The organism is Mesorhizobium sp. B4-1-1, assembly GCF_006439375.1.
Taxonomy (GTDB): domain Bacteria; phylum Pseudomonadota; class Alphaproteobacteria; order Rhizobiales; family Rhizobiaceae; genus Mesorhizobium.
Window position 1 is genome coordinate 17,673 of record NZ_VFTH01000004.1, and the last position, 15,250, is coordinate 32,922.

At 63.5% G+C, this 15,250-nt stretch carries 14 protein-coding genes and 1 pseudogene; 4 read left to right on the forward strand and 11 right to left on the reverse strand.

The genetic code is table 11. From position 1 onward, the window contains the following. Positions 1-79: 79 nt before the first annotated feature. Positions 80-1,258: an MFS transporter gene (locus FJW10_RS06825; protein ID WP_140899368.1), complete on the reverse strand. Its 1,179-nt coding sequence runs from the start codon at positions 1,256-1,258 to the stop codon at positions 80-82. A gap of 228 nt (positions 1,259-1,486) precedes the next feature. Here FJW10_RS06825 and FJW10_RS06830 point away from each other — a divergent pair, with 228 nt between their 5' ends. The 3 genes from FJW10_RS06830 (at position 1,487) to carB (ending at position 6,486) form a co-directional block, all read left to right on the forward strand. Then, positions 1,487-1,843, forward strand: coding sequence for a helix-turn-helix transcriptional regulator (locus tag FJW10_RS06830; RefSeq protein WP_140640725.1), 357 nt, complete (start codon positions 1,487-1,489; stop codon positions 1,841-1,843). A 110-nt stretch (positions 1,844-1,953) separates the two neighbouring features. Then, entirely contained in the window at positions 1,954-2,748 is a 795-nt protein-coding gene (locus tag FJW10_RS06835; protein WP_140899370.1) for an SH3 domain-containing protein, read from the forward strand. Between the two features lie 234 nt (positions 2,749-2,982). Continuing rightward, positions 2,983-6,486, forward strand: a complete 3,504-nt coding sequence (carB, locus tag FJW10_RS06840) for a carbamoyl-phosphate synthase large subunit (RefSeq protein ID WP_140899372.1) — start codon at positions 2,983-2,985, stop codon at positions 6,484-6,486. A gap of 3 nt (positions 6,487-6,489) precedes the next feature. Here carB and FJW10_RS06845 read toward each other — a convergent pair whose 3' ends face one another. The 9 genes and pseudogenes from FJW10_RS06845 to FJW10_RS06885 all read right to left on the reverse strand — a co-directional run bounded on the left by FJW10_RS06845 (position 6,490) and on the right by FJW10_RS06885 (position 13,994). Next, complete coding sequence (locus FJW10_RS06845) at positions 6,490-7,080, reverse strand: Swt1 family HEPN domain-containing protein (RefSeq protein ID WP_140899374.1); 591 nt, start codon at positions 7,078-7,080, stop codon at positions 6,490-6,492. After that, positions 7,077-7,775 carry a DUF5343 domain-containing protein gene (locus tag FJW10_RS06850; RefSeq protein ID WP_140899376.1) on the reverse strand — a complete coding sequence of 233 codons (699 nt, stop codon included), beginning with the start codon at positions 7,773-7,775 and terminating at the stop codon, positions 7,077-7,079. Before FJW10_RS06850 ends, FJW10_RS06845 begins: the two co-directional genes overlap by 4 nt. 78 nt (positions 7,776-7,853) lie before the next feature. Further along, a pseudogene (locus FJW10_RS31040) lies at positions 7,854-8,137 on the reverse strand (Rid family hydrolase); the annotation flags it as partial. Between the two features lie 240 nt (positions 8,138-8,377). Beyond that, the gene (locus tag FJW10_RS06860) at positions 8,378-8,932 is read right to left on the reverse strand and encodes a DUF4142 domain-containing protein (protein ID WP_140899377.1); all 555 of its coding nucleotides are present in this window, start codon (positions 8,930-8,932) and stop codon (positions 8,378-8,380) included. 105 nt (positions 8,933-9,037) lie between these two features. After that, positions 9,038-9,862 (reverse strand): carbohydrate ABC transporter permease, encoded by an 825-nt coding sequence (locus tag FJW10_RS06865; protein WP_140899379.1) that lies wholly within the window; start codon positions 9,860-9,862, stop codon positions 9,038-9,040. 1 nt (position 9,863) lies between these two features. Beyond that, positions 9,864-10,778, reverse strand: a complete 915-nt coding sequence (locus FJW10_RS06870; protein WP_140899742.1) for a sugar ABC transporter permease — start codon at positions 10,776-10,778, stop codon at positions 9,864-9,866. 23 nt (positions 10,779-10,801) lie between these two features. Continuing rightward, a complete protein-coding gene (locus tag FJW10_RS06875) occupies positions 10,802-12,058 on the reverse strand; it encodes an ABC transporter substrate-binding protein (RefSeq protein ID WP_246674143.1) in 1,257 nt (418 codons plus the stop codon). Positions 12,059-12,399: 341 nt separating this feature from the next. Further along, positions 12,400-12,942: an N-acetyltransferase gene (locus FJW10_RS06880; protein ID WP_140899381.1), complete on the reverse strand. Its 543-nt coding sequence runs from the start codon at positions 12,940-12,942 to the stop codon at positions 12,400-12,402. A gap of 38 nt (positions 12,943-12,980) precedes the next feature. Next, the gene (locus FJW10_RS06885; protein ID WP_140899383.1) at positions 12,981-13,994 is read right to left on the reverse strand and encodes a lytic transglycosylase domain-containing protein; all 1,014 of its coding nucleotides are present in this window, start codon (positions 13,992-13,994) and stop codon (positions 12,981-12,983) included. Positions 13,995-14,159: 165 nt separating this feature from the next. Between FJW10_RS06885 and FJW10_RS06890 the strand changes: the two genes are divergently transcribed. Continuing rightward, the gene (locus FJW10_RS06890; protein ID WP_140899384.1) at positions 14,160-14,729 is read left to right on the forward strand and encodes a methylated-DNA--[protein]-cysteine S-methyltransferase; all 570 of its coding nucleotides are present in this window, start codon (positions 14,160-14,162) and stop codon (positions 14,727-14,729) included. A gap of 110 nt (positions 14,730-14,839) precedes the next feature. Here FJW10_RS06890 and FJW10_RS06895 read toward each other — a convergent pair whose 3' ends face one another. Further along, positions 14,840-15,166: a hypothetical protein gene (locus FJW10_RS06895; RefSeq protein WP_140899386.1), complete on the reverse strand. Its 327-nt coding sequence runs from the start codon at positions 15,164-15,166 to the stop codon at positions 14,840-14,842. Positions 15,167-15,250: the final 84 nt, after the last annotated feature.

The window sequence follows — 15,250 nt, forward strand, 5'->3', positions numbered from 1 at the left end:
GACCGTCGCTCGGTTCTTTGGCTTTTGAGGACGTGCCGAAATCCAGGTCAGGTCGGGCTCACCTGAATATCGGCATCTCCTATTCGGCCGGCATCGCCACCGGCCGGGCCAACATCCGGCCGGCGAGCACGATGCCCAGGCCAACAATCGGGAACATGGCGGCGATCAGGCCGAGGTCGGCCGGGACGCCGAAGCGCAGCACGGCGGCGCCGACCACGGCGCCCAGCGCGACGCCGAAGTAAAGCGCCGAGGCGTTGAGCGACAAAACAATGGGCGCGGCGTCGGGCGCTAGCTTGATGATGCGGCTCGCCTGCGCCGGGGGGAAAGCCCAGCCGACGATGCCCCACGGCACCATCATGGCCATCAGCGCCGGTCCGGCGAGATGATGCGGCAGGAAGGTCGGGATCAGCGAGAAGGTGGTGAGCATCGCGGCGGAGAGCGCCAGCGACCAGGCGACGGTGCGGGTGGCGCCGAAGCGGTCGGCCGCCTGCCCGCCGGCGATGTTGCCGATGACGGCGCCCACGCCGAAGGCGAGCAGCATGCCCGGCAGCGCGATCGGCGAGAGCCCGCCGCCTTGGATCGCCAAGGGCGCGATGAAGCTGAAGACGGTAAAGGCGCCGACAAGCGCAAGCGCCGTCGTCAGAAGGATCGGCATCACGCCGGGGCGCACGGCCGCCGCAAGCCTGCGCTTCAGCGGCAGCCTGGTGCCGACGATGCCGCGCGGCAGCCGCCACCACAGGATAGCGCCGGACAGCGCGCCGAGCCCGGCGATGGCGAAGAAGGTGCCGCGCCAGCCGGCGATCGCCGCGACCAGCGCGCCGAGCGGCGCGCCGACCGCCACCGCCACGGTGGTGCCGCCGACGACGACGGCGATGGCGCGCGCCCGGTGATGGTCGTCGACCAGCGCCACGGCGGTCCCTTGCGCGGTCGCCGCGAACAGCCCGGACGACAGCGCCATGATGATGCGCGCGATCAAAAGCAGCTCGAAGGACGAACTGAGCGCGGCAACGATGTTGCCGATGACGAAGAACACCAGCGTCCACAGGATGACGCGGCGCCGGTCCCATTCGCCGGTCAGCGTCGCCAGCACCGGCGCACCGATCGCATAGGCGAGCGCGAAGGCGGTGATCAGCGAGCCGGCGAGCGGCACGGATATGTCGGCGTCAGTGGCGATATCGGGAAGAAGGCTTGAGATGACGAAGCCTTCGGTCGAGATCGCAAACGATCCGAGCGCAAGCCAGAAGATCCGCTTGTCCATGGGGGAGTTGTCCTTAGTTCAAAAGTTATTGAACAATTGGACATAACAGGGCATGATGTCAACCGAGCCGGGACAAAATAGCTGAACCCTGCTGACAGCCCTGTGTCAGGACCGGGGCCGAGAATGGAGCAGCGGCGTCTATCGTAGAAACGAAAATGCAGAAGTAGCGCCTGCAGTAGGAAAGGAAGCCGCGTTGAAGTTCGTGCTGTTTGTGCTTAATTCTGAGCCATGACCCTGCCCCATCCAACCGCCGACCAGATCAGCCTGCCGATCGTACTGGCCGTGCTCGGCGACCCGACCCGGCTTGCCATCGTGCGCTATCTGGCGAGCAAGGAAGGCGTGCCGCTGAACTGCAGCAAGTTCCTCGACCTCGCCTCCAAGACCAATCTCAGCTACCACCTCGCCAAGCTGCGCGAGGCCGGCGTCACCCGCAGCGAAGCGGTCGGCACCAGCCGGCTGATCACATTGCGCCGTGACGATCTCGACAGGCGTTTCCCCGGCCTTCTTGACAGCGTGATTGCCGCGGCTGAGGGCGATCCTGCTTTGCCGGCAGTCGGCACCGCTGAAGTCGAGGTTTCGGCCTGAGCGACACATTTGCGCGTGGCTCGGGCCTCACAATCGCCGCTAAATTCAGGATGACATTCGGCAGCCTCGCCGCCTATATCTGGTCGCGCCTTGGAACTTGCAGTTAAAAGATGAAGCGCAAAGTCACGCTCCGATCGACACTGCTGATCGCCGCTCCTTTGCTGCTGGCCGCGTTGCCGGCCATGGCTCAGGATGCGCCGGGACCGATCATTTCGATTATCGGCGGCCTCGCACCGGACGATCTCCTCAATATCCGCACCACCGCCTCGCCGGGTGGAAAGGTGGCGGCGCGGCTGCCCAACGGCACGGCTGTCAGGAATTTCGGCTGCAACGTCGTTGATGGCTATCCCTGGTGCAAGGTTGAGGATACGCAGGGCGCGCATATCGTCGGATGGGCGCCCGCCCGCTATCTTAGCCCCAACAACCCTGCGCCGGTGCCCGAAGACGCCGCCGCGTCAGCGGTCGCGGCCGTTGCGCCTCAACCTTCCGAGGAGCGGCAGCCTGATATAGCGGCGCGCCTGGGTGGCAGCGAGCCGGCCGAGCCGCCGTCCGCAGCCGAGATCGGCAGGACCGCTATGCAGGACGCGTATGGTCTCGCCTTCGCGGCCTCGGCAAGCGCCGAGTCCGACACCCCTGCCCCGGACACCAGCATCCCCTGCGCTCGCCATGTCGGCCAGCCAATGATCCGTTGCGAGATCAGCGTCGCGCACACAGGCGCCGACAGCACCGTGACGGTGACCTGGCCGGATGGCGACAGCCGTGTCATCACCTTTCATAACGGCAAGCCGAGCGGCTCGGACTCGCCGGACGAATTCCGTTTCACGCGCGAAGGCAGCCTCAACATGGTCCGCGTCGGCGTTTCCGAACGCTTCGAGATCACGGACCAACTGGCGTTGGGGAATTAGGGGTTAGGCAGTAGGGAATAGGCAGTAGGGCAATCAAGAGCGTCTCCCTACTGCCTACTGCCTACTGCCTACTGCCTGCTGCCTACTGCCTATTCCCTCATTTTCAGGGTTACATCCGCCAAAACTCTTCCCTATAAGGCCCTCCTAGCCTGATACCAGAATCGCAAGCACAACCGGCCGGGTCCTCCCCGCCCGGTTTTTCGTGCAAGCCGCTCGCCGAACGGATTTTCGAATATGCCAAGACGCACCGACATCAAGTCGATCCTGATCATCGGGGCCGGCCCCATCGTTATCGGCCAGGCTTGCGAATTCGACTATTCCGGCACCCAGGCCTGCAAGGCGCTGAAGGAAGAGGGTTTCCGCGTCATCCTGGTCAACTCCAACCCGGCCACCATCATGACCGATCCGGAGCTGGCCGACGCCACCTATATCGAGCCGATCACGCCCGAAGTGGTGGCCAAGATCATCGCCAAGGAGCGGCCCGACGCGCTGCTGCCGACCATGGGCGGCCAGACGGCGCTCAACACCGCGCTGTCGCTGCGCCGCATGGGCGTGCTCGAGCGCTATCAGGTAGAGATGATCGGCGCCGACGCGCACGCCATCGACAAGGCCGAGGACCGCGCGCTGTTCCGCGAGGCGATGAGCAAGATCGGCCTCGAAACGCCGAAGTCGATGCTGGCCAACGCCACCGATGTCAAGAACGCCGACCGCAAGATGCATGAGGCCGAGCGCGCCGCGCTGAAGGCGGAGAACCCGGAAAACCTGGACGCCGCGCTCGATGCGTTGGAAACCCGCTGGAACCTCGGCGAAGGCGACCGCAAGCAGCGCTATATCAGCCACGGCATGGCGATCGCCGCCCAGGCGCTCGACCATGTCGGCCTGCCGGCCATCATCCGTCCCTCCTTCACCATGGGCGGCACCGGCGGCGGCATCGCCTACAACCGCGCCGAATTCTACGACATCGTCCAATCCGGCCTCGATGCCTCGCCGACCACCGAGGTGCTGATCGAGGAGAGCGTGCTCGGCTGGAAGGAGTATGAGATGGAGGTCGTCCGCGACAAGGCGGACAATTGCATCATCATCTGCTCGATCGAGAACCTCGATCCGATGGGCGTGCACACCGGCGATTCCATCACCGTCGCGCCGGCGCTGACGCTGACCGACAAGGAATACCAGATGATGCGCAACGCCTCGATCGCGGTGCTGCGCGAGATCGGCGTCGAGACCGGCGGCTCCAACGTGCAGTTCGCCGTCAATCCGGCCGATGGCCGGCTGGTGGTCATCGAGATGAACCCGCGCGTCTCGCGCTCATCGGCGCTCGCCTCCAAGGCCACCGGCTTCCCGATCGCCAAGGTCGCGGCCAAGCTTGCCGTCGGCTATACGCTGGACGAGCTGGAAAACGACATCACCGGCGGCGCGACGCCCGCCTCCTTCGAGCCGACCATCGACTACGTGGTGACGAAAATCCCGCGCTTTGCCTTCGAGAAATTCCCCGGCGCCGAGCCGGTGCTGACCACCGCCATGAAATCGGTGGGCGAAGTGATGGCCATCGGCCGCACCTTCCAGGAATCGCTGCAGAAGGCGCTGCGTGGTCTGGAAACCGGCCTGACGGGATTGGACGAGATCGAAATCCCCGGCCTCGGTCACGGCAGCGCGCCAGCCAGCCACGCCGACGACCGCAACGCCATCCGCGCCGCGCTCGGCACGCCGACACCGGACCGGTTGCGCATGGTGGCGCAGGCGATCCGCATGGGCACCTCGCTCGAGGACGTGCACGCCATGTGCAAGATCGACCCGTGGTTCCTCGAGCAGATCGCCGGCATCATCGCCATGGAGGAACGCATCCGCGAGCATGGCCTGCCGCGGGACGCCGTTAATCTGCGCATGCTGAAGGCCATGGGTTTTTCCGACGCCCGCCTCGGATCGCTGACGAAGACCGACGCCGAAGTGATTCAGAAGGCTAGGCAAAAGCTCGACGTTCATCCGGTTTACAAGCGCATCGACACCTGCGCCGCCGAGTTCGCCTCGCCGACCGCCTATATGTACTCGACCTATGAAGTGCCCTTCGTCGGCGAACCCGCCAACGAGGCGCGCGTGTCGTCGCGCAAGAAGGTCGTCATCCTCGGCGGCGGCCCGAACCGTATCGGCCAGGGCATCGAGTTCGACTATTGCTGCTGCCATGCCGCCTTCGCTCTGCGCGACGCCGGCTATGAAGCGATCATGATCAACTGCAACCCGGAGACGGTCTCGACCGACTACGACACCTCGGACCGCCTCTATTTCGATCCGCTGACGGCGGAGGACGTGCTGGAGATCCTGCGCGCCGAGCAGGCGTCGGGCGAACTGGTCGGCGTCATCGTCCAGTTCGGTGGCCAGACGCCGCTGAAGCTGGCCGACGCGCTGGAGAAGGCCGGCATCCCGATCCTCGGCACCTCGCCCGACATGATCGACCTGGCGGAGGACCGCGACCGCTTCCAGAAGCTCTTGCACAAGCTGAACCTCAGCCAGCCCAAGAACGGCATCGCCTATTCGGTCGAGCAGGCCCGCCTCGTCGCCGGCGAGCTCGGCTTCCCGCTGGTGGTGCGCCCGTCCTATGTGCTCGGCGGCCGCGCCATGCAGATCATCCATGACGAGGGCATGCTGCAGACCTATCTGCTCGACACCGTGCCCGGCCTGGTGCCGGAGGACATCAAGCAGAAATACCCCAACGACAAGACCGGCCAGATCAACACGCTGCTGGGCAAGAACCCGCTGCTGTTCGACACCTATCTCTCCGGCGCCATCGAGGTCGATGTCGACTGCCTCTGCGATGGCAAGGCGACCTTCGTCTCCGGCATCTTGGAGCATATCGAGGAGGCAGGCATCCACTCCGGCGATAGCGCCTGCTCGCTGCCGGTGCACTCGCTGCCGGGAGCGCTCGTCGACGAGCTGGAGCGCCAGACGGCCGCGTTGGCGCGCGCGCTCAACGTCGGCGGCCTCATGAACGTGCAATACGCTATTCAAGACGGCACGGTCTATGTGCTGGAGGTCAACCCCCGCGCCTCGCGCACCGTGCCCTTCGTCGCCAAGACCATTGGCCGCCCGATTGCGAAGATTGCCGCGCGCATCATGGCCGGCGAGACGCTGGAAAACGCCTTCGCCCATTACGGTGCCATGCCCGACCCACGCAATCCCGGCCACATCGCGGTCAAGGAAGCCGTCTTCCCCTTCGCCCGCTTCCCCGGCGTCGACATATTACTCGGACCGGAAATGCGCTCGACCGGCGAGGTCATGGGCCTCGACCGCGATTTTGCGCTCGCCTTCGCCAAGAGCCAGCTCGGCGCCGGCGTCGACCTGCCGCGCTCCGGCACGCTGTTTGTCTCCGTCCGCGACGAGGACAAGAAAGGCATATTGCCGGCCGTGAAACGCCTCGCCGGCCAGGGTTTCAAGGTCCTCGCCACCTCCGGCACCGCCCGCTTCCTAGCCGAGAACGGCGTGACGGCCGAGAAGATCAACAAGGTGCTGGAAGGCCGCCCCCACATCGAGGATGCCATCCGCAACCGCCAGGTCCAGATCGTCTTCAACACCACGGATGGGCAGAAGGCGGTGTCGGACTCGAAGTCGCTGCGCAGGGCAACGCTGATGCAGAAGGTGCCATATTACACGACGCTATCGGGGGCTGCGGCTGTGGCCGAGGCGATTGCGGCGTTGAGGGCGGGGAACTTGGAGGTTCGGCCGCTGCAGGAGTATTTCGCTTAGGTGCTACCGCGGACCCGCCATTACCCGGAACCAATCTTTTATAGTCAGATGGAGGCGATCAACTTCGTCCTCAGCCAAAAATCCGCAATGAGCGATCGTCCCACGCAAAACATTAAGCTGATGCAATACCCTGGATAGAGCCGGCTGGTTACTCATAATTCCGGCAAAGTTAGCCCAATTTTTTCTTATTATATCTCCAAGCTGTCCAAAAGTCGTGTAGTCTATTTCCCGCTCAGAGCGAACAGATAAAGCAAGCTCTAGCTCTCGTTTGCGATTTTTGTCAACTTCATCTTTGATAGATTGGTCAACACAGACGTCCCACCACGACAGCCCGTGGCTGTCCTCCAAAGTCTCCTGTATTATTCTCCTAATTTCATTCTCAACAAGATAGAACAGCTCATAATGTGACGCCATCTTCGACGCACGAGAACGGCTATCCCTCGAGAACTGCGCAAGATACTCATCATAAACACTAGCAGAATCTGAACGCCACGCACCTAAGGGCGGGATGTCATCCTGGTCAAATTTTTCTACCTCCGCCTGGATAACAGCGCACTTTAATATATATAACTCCAATTTCTGAAGGTCTATCATTGTATCAGGTTTTCCCTGATACTCCTGAATATGGTATTATATATCTCGATATTCGTAGTCGCCGGGAGAACCAGATTTATTTGATAAGAAATTCCGTTGAGGCCAATTGGCGGAGCGCTGGCGCGCTCTGCAGTAGGAGTCGCTAAATCTGAAACCGAAGGAGAGCTCGCCAGAGCGCTTTTATTATCATCGGCCCCTTGTGCATACTCCTGGAATACATTGAAGGTGCCATATATGTAGCCAACAATTTTATCAGAACGAGTTAATCCAGTAATGCTAACGATTGCATCAATGATTTTATCTCGGTCCGCTTTGTGCGCATACTGGTTCCGTTTGAAGATTTCGGCAAAGCCTGTCCTGAGCGCGTAAAGCGCGGCCGAAGCCCTGCCGCCGTCAGTTTGGAATTCTGAGTAGTAACTGGTAGGAGTACCATCGCTTGTTAAAAATCCCACCTTTTTCAAGATCGGAATTACCGGTATTGAGCTCCCCCCGGTTATTTCAAAGACCGTGTTTAAGAAATCCTTATTGAACTTCGGTGGACGTTCACTAACAGGAATCTTCTGAACAGCTCTCTTAAAAACTCCTACACTCGTTGTGTAGGGCATATTTCCTGGTATCTCTCGATTGGGCGTCGGCTTCTTGTCGTCCTTCGGCGTCGCACCGGCTGCGCTGTTACTATTTTCCTTTTCTGCCACGTTACCCTCCCGCTCCATTGGCGAATATAGCCTCACAGATAGAACATGCAATCCATGGTACAGCAGAAAGAAAGCAACTCACGCCACCGCCACGCACTCGATCTCGATATCGATATCGATATCGAACTCTATCGGCCATGACGCCACCGGCACGAAGCTCCGCGCCGGCGGGTTGCTCGCAAAATACGTCGCATAGACCCGGTTGATGGCGTTGTAGAAGCCGGAATCGACGGCGTAGATGCGCATTATCACAGCGAGGTGCCGGCCGCTTCCAGGCAATGTTTCAGCGCCTTCAGCGACGCCTCAGTCCGGGTTTCGATGTCGCCGCGCAGCATCTCGCTGGTCATCATGTCGACCGGCGGCGCCACGGACACTTCAATGATTTCCTGGCGGTGCTTCCTTTGTTTGGCGGGAAGCTTATCGCGGCGGCGAGGGAACGCCATGCCTTCCCTTCCCCCTTGTGGGGGAAGGTGGATCGGCGCGTAGCGCCGAGACGGATGGTTCCAGCGGAGTGAGACGTCGGCATTCCCTGGAGCACCCCTCATCAGACCGAGCTTCGCTCGGCCATCTTCTCCCACAGGGGGAGAAGGCAAGGGCGCCCCTCACTGATGCGCGACCGCCAGTTCCTTCGCATGCTTCTCGTGCATCTTCAGCACCGGCAGCGTCTTCTTGGCGAATTCCTTCATCGCCGGGTCGTCGCCGGAATTGGCATAGGTCGAGAATAGCGCGACCGCGTCCTTATGCGCGTCGGTCTGCATCGTGATGTATTTGGTGTCGAAGTCCTTGCCGCTCGCAGCCTTCAATTCGTCGAGCATCTGCTGCTCCTTGGGCTGCAATCCCGGCGCGGCAGGCTTGATCGAAGCCGTCGTCTGACCCTGGCTGAGTGCGGCTTTAAACTCCTCGCCGGCCTTGGTGTGGTCCTTGATCATCTGCGCGGCGAAAGCCTTGACGTCGGACGAGGCCGACTTTTCCTCGGCCAGCTTGCTCGACTGGATCTCGAACGTGTTGGCGTTGGGCACGGTCGCGACGAAGGTCGGGGTGTCGACCTTGTTGTCGGTCACCATCGGCCCGACCGCATCTGAATTGTCCGATTGGGCGAACGCGGCGGGCGCGCCGGCAAGAAGCGCGACGGCGACCAGGGGCAGAAGCGTTTTCATCTGAGATCTCCGATCCGGAAAAGTCCCCTCGGATAACCAACGCGGCATCGGCGGCAGGGTTGCGTTCAGGCCCGCAAGCCGGCCGCCGGTCGAGCCGGCTCGCCCTCACCCCTTCACCCCACCGGCGGTCAGGCCGGACACGATGCGGCGCTGGAAGACCAGCACCAGCGCCACCAGCGGCACGGTGACGATCACCGAAGCGGCCATGATGTTGCCCCACGGAATCTCGAACTGCGAGTTGCCGGAGAGCAGCGCAATCGCCACCGGCACGGTGCGCTGCGTGTTGGTGGAGGTGAAGGTGAGCGCGAACAGGAACTCGTTCCAGGCGCTGATGAAGGCGAGCAGCCCGGTGGTCGCGAGCGCCGGCCACATCAGCGGCAGGAAGATGCGCGTCAGGATGGTCCATGGCCCGGCGCCGTCGAGGATCGCCGCTTCCTCGATCTCGACCGGCAGGTCGCGCACGAAAGTGGTCAGCACCCAGACAGTGAACGGCAAGGTGAAGATCATGTAGGACAGGATGAGCGCCAAGAGCGAATTGTAGAGGTGCAGCGCCCGGATGATCTCGAACAGCCCGGCCAGTGCGGCGACCTGCGGAAACATCGAGACCGACAGGATGGCGAGCATCAGCGCCGAGCGCCCGCGGAAGCGGATGCGCGCCAGCGCGTAGGCCGCGGTGACGCCGAGAAGCAGCGAGATCGCGACGACCGCGCCGGAGACGATCAGCGAATTGACGAGATTGCGCAGGAAGGGTCCCTCGGTCAGCACGTTGCGGTAATTGGCAAGGCTGAACGATTGCGGCCACAGGCCTGCCTGGAACAGCTCTGTTCCCGATTTCAGGCTGGTGACGATTGCGTAGTAGAACGGAAACACCGCGACAAAGACGATCGCCAGGAGCAGCAGGTAGAAGCCGGCGCGCTTCAGCAACCTCATGTCAGCGGCCTCCGTCCAGGCTCAGCCGGCCGATCCGGATATAGGCGATGGTGAGCAGGCCGATGATCAGGAAAAGCAGCGTCGAGGCGGCGGAGCCATAGGCGAACTTGTCGAACTCGAACAGGTTCTCGCGCGCGAAGATCGACATCGACTTGGTCTGCGCATTGTTCGGCGTCAGCACATAGATCAGGTCGAAGATGCGCAATGCGTCGAGCGCGCGAAAAATCACCGCCACCATCACCGCCGGGCGGATGAGCGGCAAGGTCACCCGCCAGAAGATCTGCCACGGGCTGGCGCCGTCGAGCCTGGCCACTTCGAGGATCTCGCGCGGCAGCATCTGCAGTGCCGCCAGGATGAGCAGCGCCATGAACGGCGTCGTCTTCCAGATGTCGACGATGAGCACCGCGATCATCGCGGTATCGGCATTGGCGGTCCAGGCGATCTTGGTGTCGATCAGGCCGAGATCGAGAAGCGCGGCATTGATGATGCCGAACTGGTCGTTGAGCATCCACTGCCACATCTTGGCCGAGACGATGGTCGGGATTGCCCAGGGAATGAGGATCGCCGCCCGCACGATCCCACGTCCCGGGAATTCGGCGTTGAGCGCAAGCGCCACGACCATGCCGAGCACCGTCTCGCAGGCCACCGACACCACGGCGAAGCGTACCGTGTTCCACACCGCGCGCCACCAGACCGGATCGACGAGCAGCCCGTCATAGAGCAGGCGGCCGCTCGGCAGGCGCAGCACCGAAAAGTAATTGTCGAAGCCGATCCATTGCCGCGCGTCCAGGTCGGCCAGTGAAGCATCGGTGAAGCTGTAGTAGACCGTGCGCAGGAACGGCCAGCCGGCCACGGCGGCGAGCACGAACAGCATCGGCGCGAGAAACATCCATGCCGTGCGCACGCGCTGGCGCATCAGCGGCGATTGCCTTGCCGCGCTCACCAGCCCTTGCCTTTCAGCCTGGTCAGCCTCGCAGCGAGATCGGCCAGATTGTCGGCGGCGGGGCCTTGGCCGGAGATCGTGTCGTGCACGGCAGTCCAGAACTGGCTGGATGCCTCGTTGTACTTGATCCTGGCGGTTGCCGAGGGACGCGGCTGAGCGTCGAGGAAGATCGGTTTCCAGCGCGGCACGATCGGCTGCTGCCTGGCGATATCGGGGTCGTCATAGAGTGCTGCGATGGTCGGCAGGTTGGACGTTTTGAGCGTCCGGTATTTCTGCATCTCGCGCGACGCGATGAACTTGACCAGCCCGATCGCAGCGTCCGGATGTTTCGAATATCTGGAGACGGCAAGGTTCCAGCCGCCGAGCGTGGCGACCGGCCGTCCGCCTTCGCCGGCCGGCAGCGGCGCCACGTCGAACTTGCCCTTGATCGGCGAATTCTCGCTGTTGCCGAGCGCATAGGCATAGGGCCAGTTTCGCATGAAGACGGCATTGCCGGTCTGCCAGACGCCGCGCGCTTCCTCCTCCTGATAGGCGAGCACGCCCGGCGGCGCGATGGTGCCGATCCAGCCCTTGACCGTGTCGAGCGCGGCCGCAGCCTTGGGGTTGTCGATGGAGATCGTGCCGTCCGGCTCGATGATCCCGCCGCCGCCATTCGACATCACCCATTCGAGCGCGTTGCAGGTCAGCCCCTCATAGGCGTTGCCCTGGAAGACGAAGCCCCAGATGTCCCTGTTGCCGGCCGCCCGTTCCTTGTTCATCACAAGCTTCGCGGTATCGGCGAGCTCCTTCCAGGTGGTCGGCACCTTGGCGCCATATTTGTCGAGCAGATCCTTGCGGTAGTAGAGCGCCGGCGCATCGGTGAAGATCGGCAGGGCGACCAGCCTGCCGTTGACCGTCTGCGACCTGATGATCGACGGGAAATGCTCACCCACCACATCCCTGGTCGCCTCGGTCAGGTCGACCAGCTGGCTGGCAAGCTGCGGTGCCCAGATCACGTCGGTCTGGTAGACGTCGATATCGCTGCTGCCGGCGGCGAGCCAGAGCCGGTATTGGCCGAACTGGTCGGTGGTCGAAGGCGGAATGACGACGATGTCGACCTTGTTGCCGCTCTTTGTCTCGTAACGATCGAGTATCTCGCGCAGCACCTTGATGCCGTTGCCGGTGTCGCCCGACACGATCGACAGTTCCACGGCTCGCGCTTGAACAGCGCCAAGCATGATGCCGGCGGCCAGGAATGCTAAAGCAAGTTTCACGGGGTTGCGGACCTCCCTGCGACGCACAGGTCGCGGCTCATCAAGGCCCCTGCGTTGAATGCGCCACGCCGCTTAGGGTTCCCGCGCTTGTACGTGCCGATCGGGCCGGCGGGTCGATGAAGCCGATCTCGGTTGGCTCGACCGCGTCGGTGGCCCGTTCCGTCCACCTTGCTTCACGCAAAGCGGACGGGCTCCGAAACCCCCGCCCCGGAGCCCGCCTGGGAGTGGCTGACGCATGCCGGCACAGCCTCCTCCGACGCCTTGCCCGCGTCGATCCGCCGATCGGCCGCCCGGCACGACGACGAATTAGCATGCCCTAACGTCAGCCTATGTGAAGCTGTTCACAATGCCTGCGCGCAGGTGATTGTAACGCCGCGCTTTAAGGATCGGCCTTCCCAGTCGACCGGGATCATGCCGAGCCGCTCGTAGAGCCTGAAGGCCGCGGTGTTCTTCACCGTGTTGGTCTTGAGATCGACATGCGTCGCCCCGCGCTCGCGAAACGCCAGGAACACCTGGCGCATCAGCGCTTCGCCGATGCCCTGCCGTCTCGACTCCGGATGGACGGCGAGGTCCTTGACGAAACCGGACGTCCAGCAAAGCGCCGCGCCCGCCAGCAGGCCCTTGCCGTCGATCGCCAGGAAACAGAGAGCGGGATCGAACTCCGCATCGCCGGCAATGCGCGGCCACCATTGGTCGAACGGCCCGTCGGCGCCGTCGTCGAACACCTCCTCCAGCAACGCGTGCAAGACCGGCGCATCCCGTTGCTCGAACGTGCGTACAACGAAGCCCTCCGGCCAGTGCGGCGCGGCGAGCATATCGTTGAACAGCTTGCGCAGGCGGATGTCGTTGACAGCCGGCGGGCGCGGCGTCGTGTTTTCATGCATGGCGGTGTCTCGAACGCCGAGCGACCTGCCCCGTCGGCTCAGGCGTCGGGTTGCAGGCGGCGGCGCTTGCGGTCGACGCCGAGGCCCGTCTCCTCGAGCAAGCCCTTGCGCTTGGCGTCGTAATAATAGCCGGTCTGGTAGAGCGTGTCGGCCCGCTTGGCGTTGCCGCCCGAAACTAGCCAAGCGCCCCGCAGATATTTCACCGCGTATTTGAGATTGGTCTCGGCGTCGAACAGGCCGGTCGCCGGCCCGTCATAGCCCATGCCGCGCGCCGTCGCGTGCTTGATCTGCATCAGTCCCCAATGGCCGTGATTATAGGCCTTCGGGTTGAAGGTGCTTTCACGATTGACGACATGGCGCACCAGCTCGATCGGCACCTCATAGATCGCAGAATATTTCTCGATCAGCCGTTCGATCTCGCCGCGCGGGCCGCTGGCGTGCTGCTCGGGTTGGCCGGGTGCCGCAAGCAGCGCGGGATTTTCCGGCAACACATAGGCGACCTGCTGGACGCCGGGCATCGGGGCGACTTTCGCCGACTGGCCGGTGACCGGCATGGCAACGGCCGCGGTCGTATAGACCGCCGCTCGGCTGATGGATCCCGGGCCGGTCGGCGAGCCGCCTGCGGTCAGCGCCGGGGGCGGCGGAAACTGGCCGACCGCCGGCGTCGCCCCCGCGAAGGCCGCGGGTTGCGCCTGCGTAACACCGGACTGAGGTGCGCCAGGCTGGACAGGCGGCGGCAAAAGCGCGCCTTGCGTCGCCAGCGCGCTTTGCGTCGCGGGCGCGCCAGGCGTCGCGGGCGCGCCAGGCGTCGTGGCCACGGCGACGGCATCGCCTGTGAGCGCCGCGGTCTGCACCTGCGCAAGGCCGGAAGGCTCCGGCAATACGGCGACCTTCTCGGGCAGCGCAAGGGTCGGCGTGTCGTCCGCGACGGCAGGCGTCGAGGCTTCCGCAAGGGCGGGCGCGGCCTTCATCTGCGAGGTCGAGGTGCAACCGCTCAGACCAGCAGCGGCAACGAGCACGCCGAGCGCGGTGATTATGATTTTAGCGGGCAAGCCGTACGGGTCCGGTTTGTCGGTTGTTAAGAAGTCCTTACACCAGTGATTCACACCCGGCAATCGGGGCCACCACGCGGTTTTCGGGTGGCGACAACAGGGCGGAAGTGCCATATTGTTCTGGATATGTACTCGTTTTTCGCTGTTTTGCGGAAGGAATACGTCATGAAACCCACATCCCAGATCACGGCCGGCCACGCAGTGTTAGAAACAGTGATCGGCTTCATGGGCATCGCATGGAGCGAGAAGGGCCTGATCCGGCTTTGCCTGCCAGAGCGCAGCCGCGAAGCGGTCGAGCGCCGGCTGCTTCGCCACCCCGGCGTCTCAGCCTCGACAGACCAGCCGTCCTGGGTGGTCGATCTGATCGCCTCGATCAAGGCCTATGCGGCTGGCGAGGACGTCGACTTCTCCGGCGTGCCGGTCGACCTCGACGGCGTCGACGATTTCCGCCTCGCCATTTATGACGCGGGGCGCAAGCTCCGCTTCGGCGAGACCACCACCTATGGCGAACTGGCCAAGCGCGCCGGCCATGCCGGCCTTCCGCGCGAAACGGGCGCGGCGCTTGGCGCCAACCCGGTCCCGCTGGTCATTCCGTGCCATCGCATCCTGGCTGCCGGCGGTAAGATCGGCGGCTTCTCCGCGCCGGGCGGCTCGGCTACCAAGGAAAGGATGCTGGCCATGGAAGGCGTGCGCGTCGGCCCGCCGCCGGTCGTGCAGGCCTCGTTCGGGTTCTGAGAACACAAGAGCAATTCCAGGAAAAGTGCATAGCGGTTGGGCTCGGCGGCTTCGCCGTAGCCTTCCCTCCGGAATTGCGTTTCGGCGTTTCCGTGAAACGCCGAACCGCTCTAATCTTGCAGGAACCGGCGGCGGAAGCGCCGGTCGAAATCCGGACGCTTGCAGACATAGACCATGCAGGACCTGGTGTCGGCGCTCGGCACATAGGCGCGCGCCCTCGCTTCGCCCGCGTTGCAGAAGCGCTCGTCGCGCACGTAGCGGTCGTAAAGCGGCAGCCCCGGCACGCGCGTCGACTGGTAGCGCAGGATGACTGCGCCCTGTCTGGCGATCGTCGCCTGCACCCGGTCGCAGCTCATGCGCGTCGGATCGTAGCGCGACACCGCCTCCGCCTCGGCGGCCAGCAGCAGGAAGCAGGCGGCAAGCAAAACGGTCTTCATGGTTCCTCTCCATGGAACGGCAAGCATCTCATCCCTCCACAACGCGCGGCCGCTGTCAAAACTTCCATGCAGCCGCGAGCAGCG

What these genes read in the sequence shown, in the direction of transcription:
- FJW10_RS06825 (WP_140899368.1), bottom strand. Translation starts at nt 1,258, where the DNA reads ATGGACAAGCGGATCTTCTGGCTTGCGCTCGGATCGTTTGCGATCTCG.
- FJW10_RS06880 (WP_140899381.1), bottom strand. Translation starts at nt 12,942, where the DNA reads ATGCATGAAAACACGACGCCGCGCCCGCCGGCTGTCAACGACATCCGC.
- FJW10_RS06870 (WP_140899742.1), bottom strand. Translation starts at nt 10,778, where the DNA reads ATGCGCCAGCGCGTGCGCACGGCATGGATGTTTCTCGCGCCGATGCTG.
- FJW10_RS06890 (WP_140899384.1), top strand. Translation starts at nt 14,160, where the DNA reads ATGAAACCCACATCCCAGATCACGGCCGGCCACGCAGTGTTAGAAACA.
- FJW10_RS06845 (WP_140899374.1), bottom strand. Translation starts at nt 7,080, where the DNA reads ATGATAGACCTTCAGAAATTGGAGTTATATATATTAAAGTGCGCTGTT.
- FJW10_RS06860 (WP_140899377.1), bottom strand. Translation starts at nt 8,932, where the DNA reads ATGAAAACGCTTCTGCCCCTGGTCGCCGTCGCGCTTCTTGCCGGCGCG.
- carB (WP_140899372.1), top strand. Translation starts at nt 2,983, where the DNA reads ATGCCAAGACGCACCGACATCAAGTCGATCCTGATCATCGGGGCCGGC.
- FJW10_RS06865 (WP_140899379.1), bottom strand. Translation starts at nt 9,862, where the DNA reads ATGAGGTTGCTGAAGCGCGCCGGCTTCTACCTGCTGCTCCTGGCGATC.
- FJW10_RS06835 (WP_140899370.1), top strand. Translation starts at nt 1,954, where the DNA reads ATGAAGCGCAAAGTCACGCTCCGATCGACACTGCTGATCGCCGCTCCT.
- FJW10_RS06830 (WP_140640725.1), top strand. Translation starts at nt 1,487, where the DNA reads ATGACCCTGCCCCATCCAACCGCCGACCAGATCAGCCTGCCGATCGTA.
- FJW10_RS06895 (WP_140899386.1), bottom strand. Translation starts at nt 15,166, where the DNA reads ATGAAGACCGTTTTGCTTGCCGCCTGCTTCCTGCTGCTGGCCGCCGAG.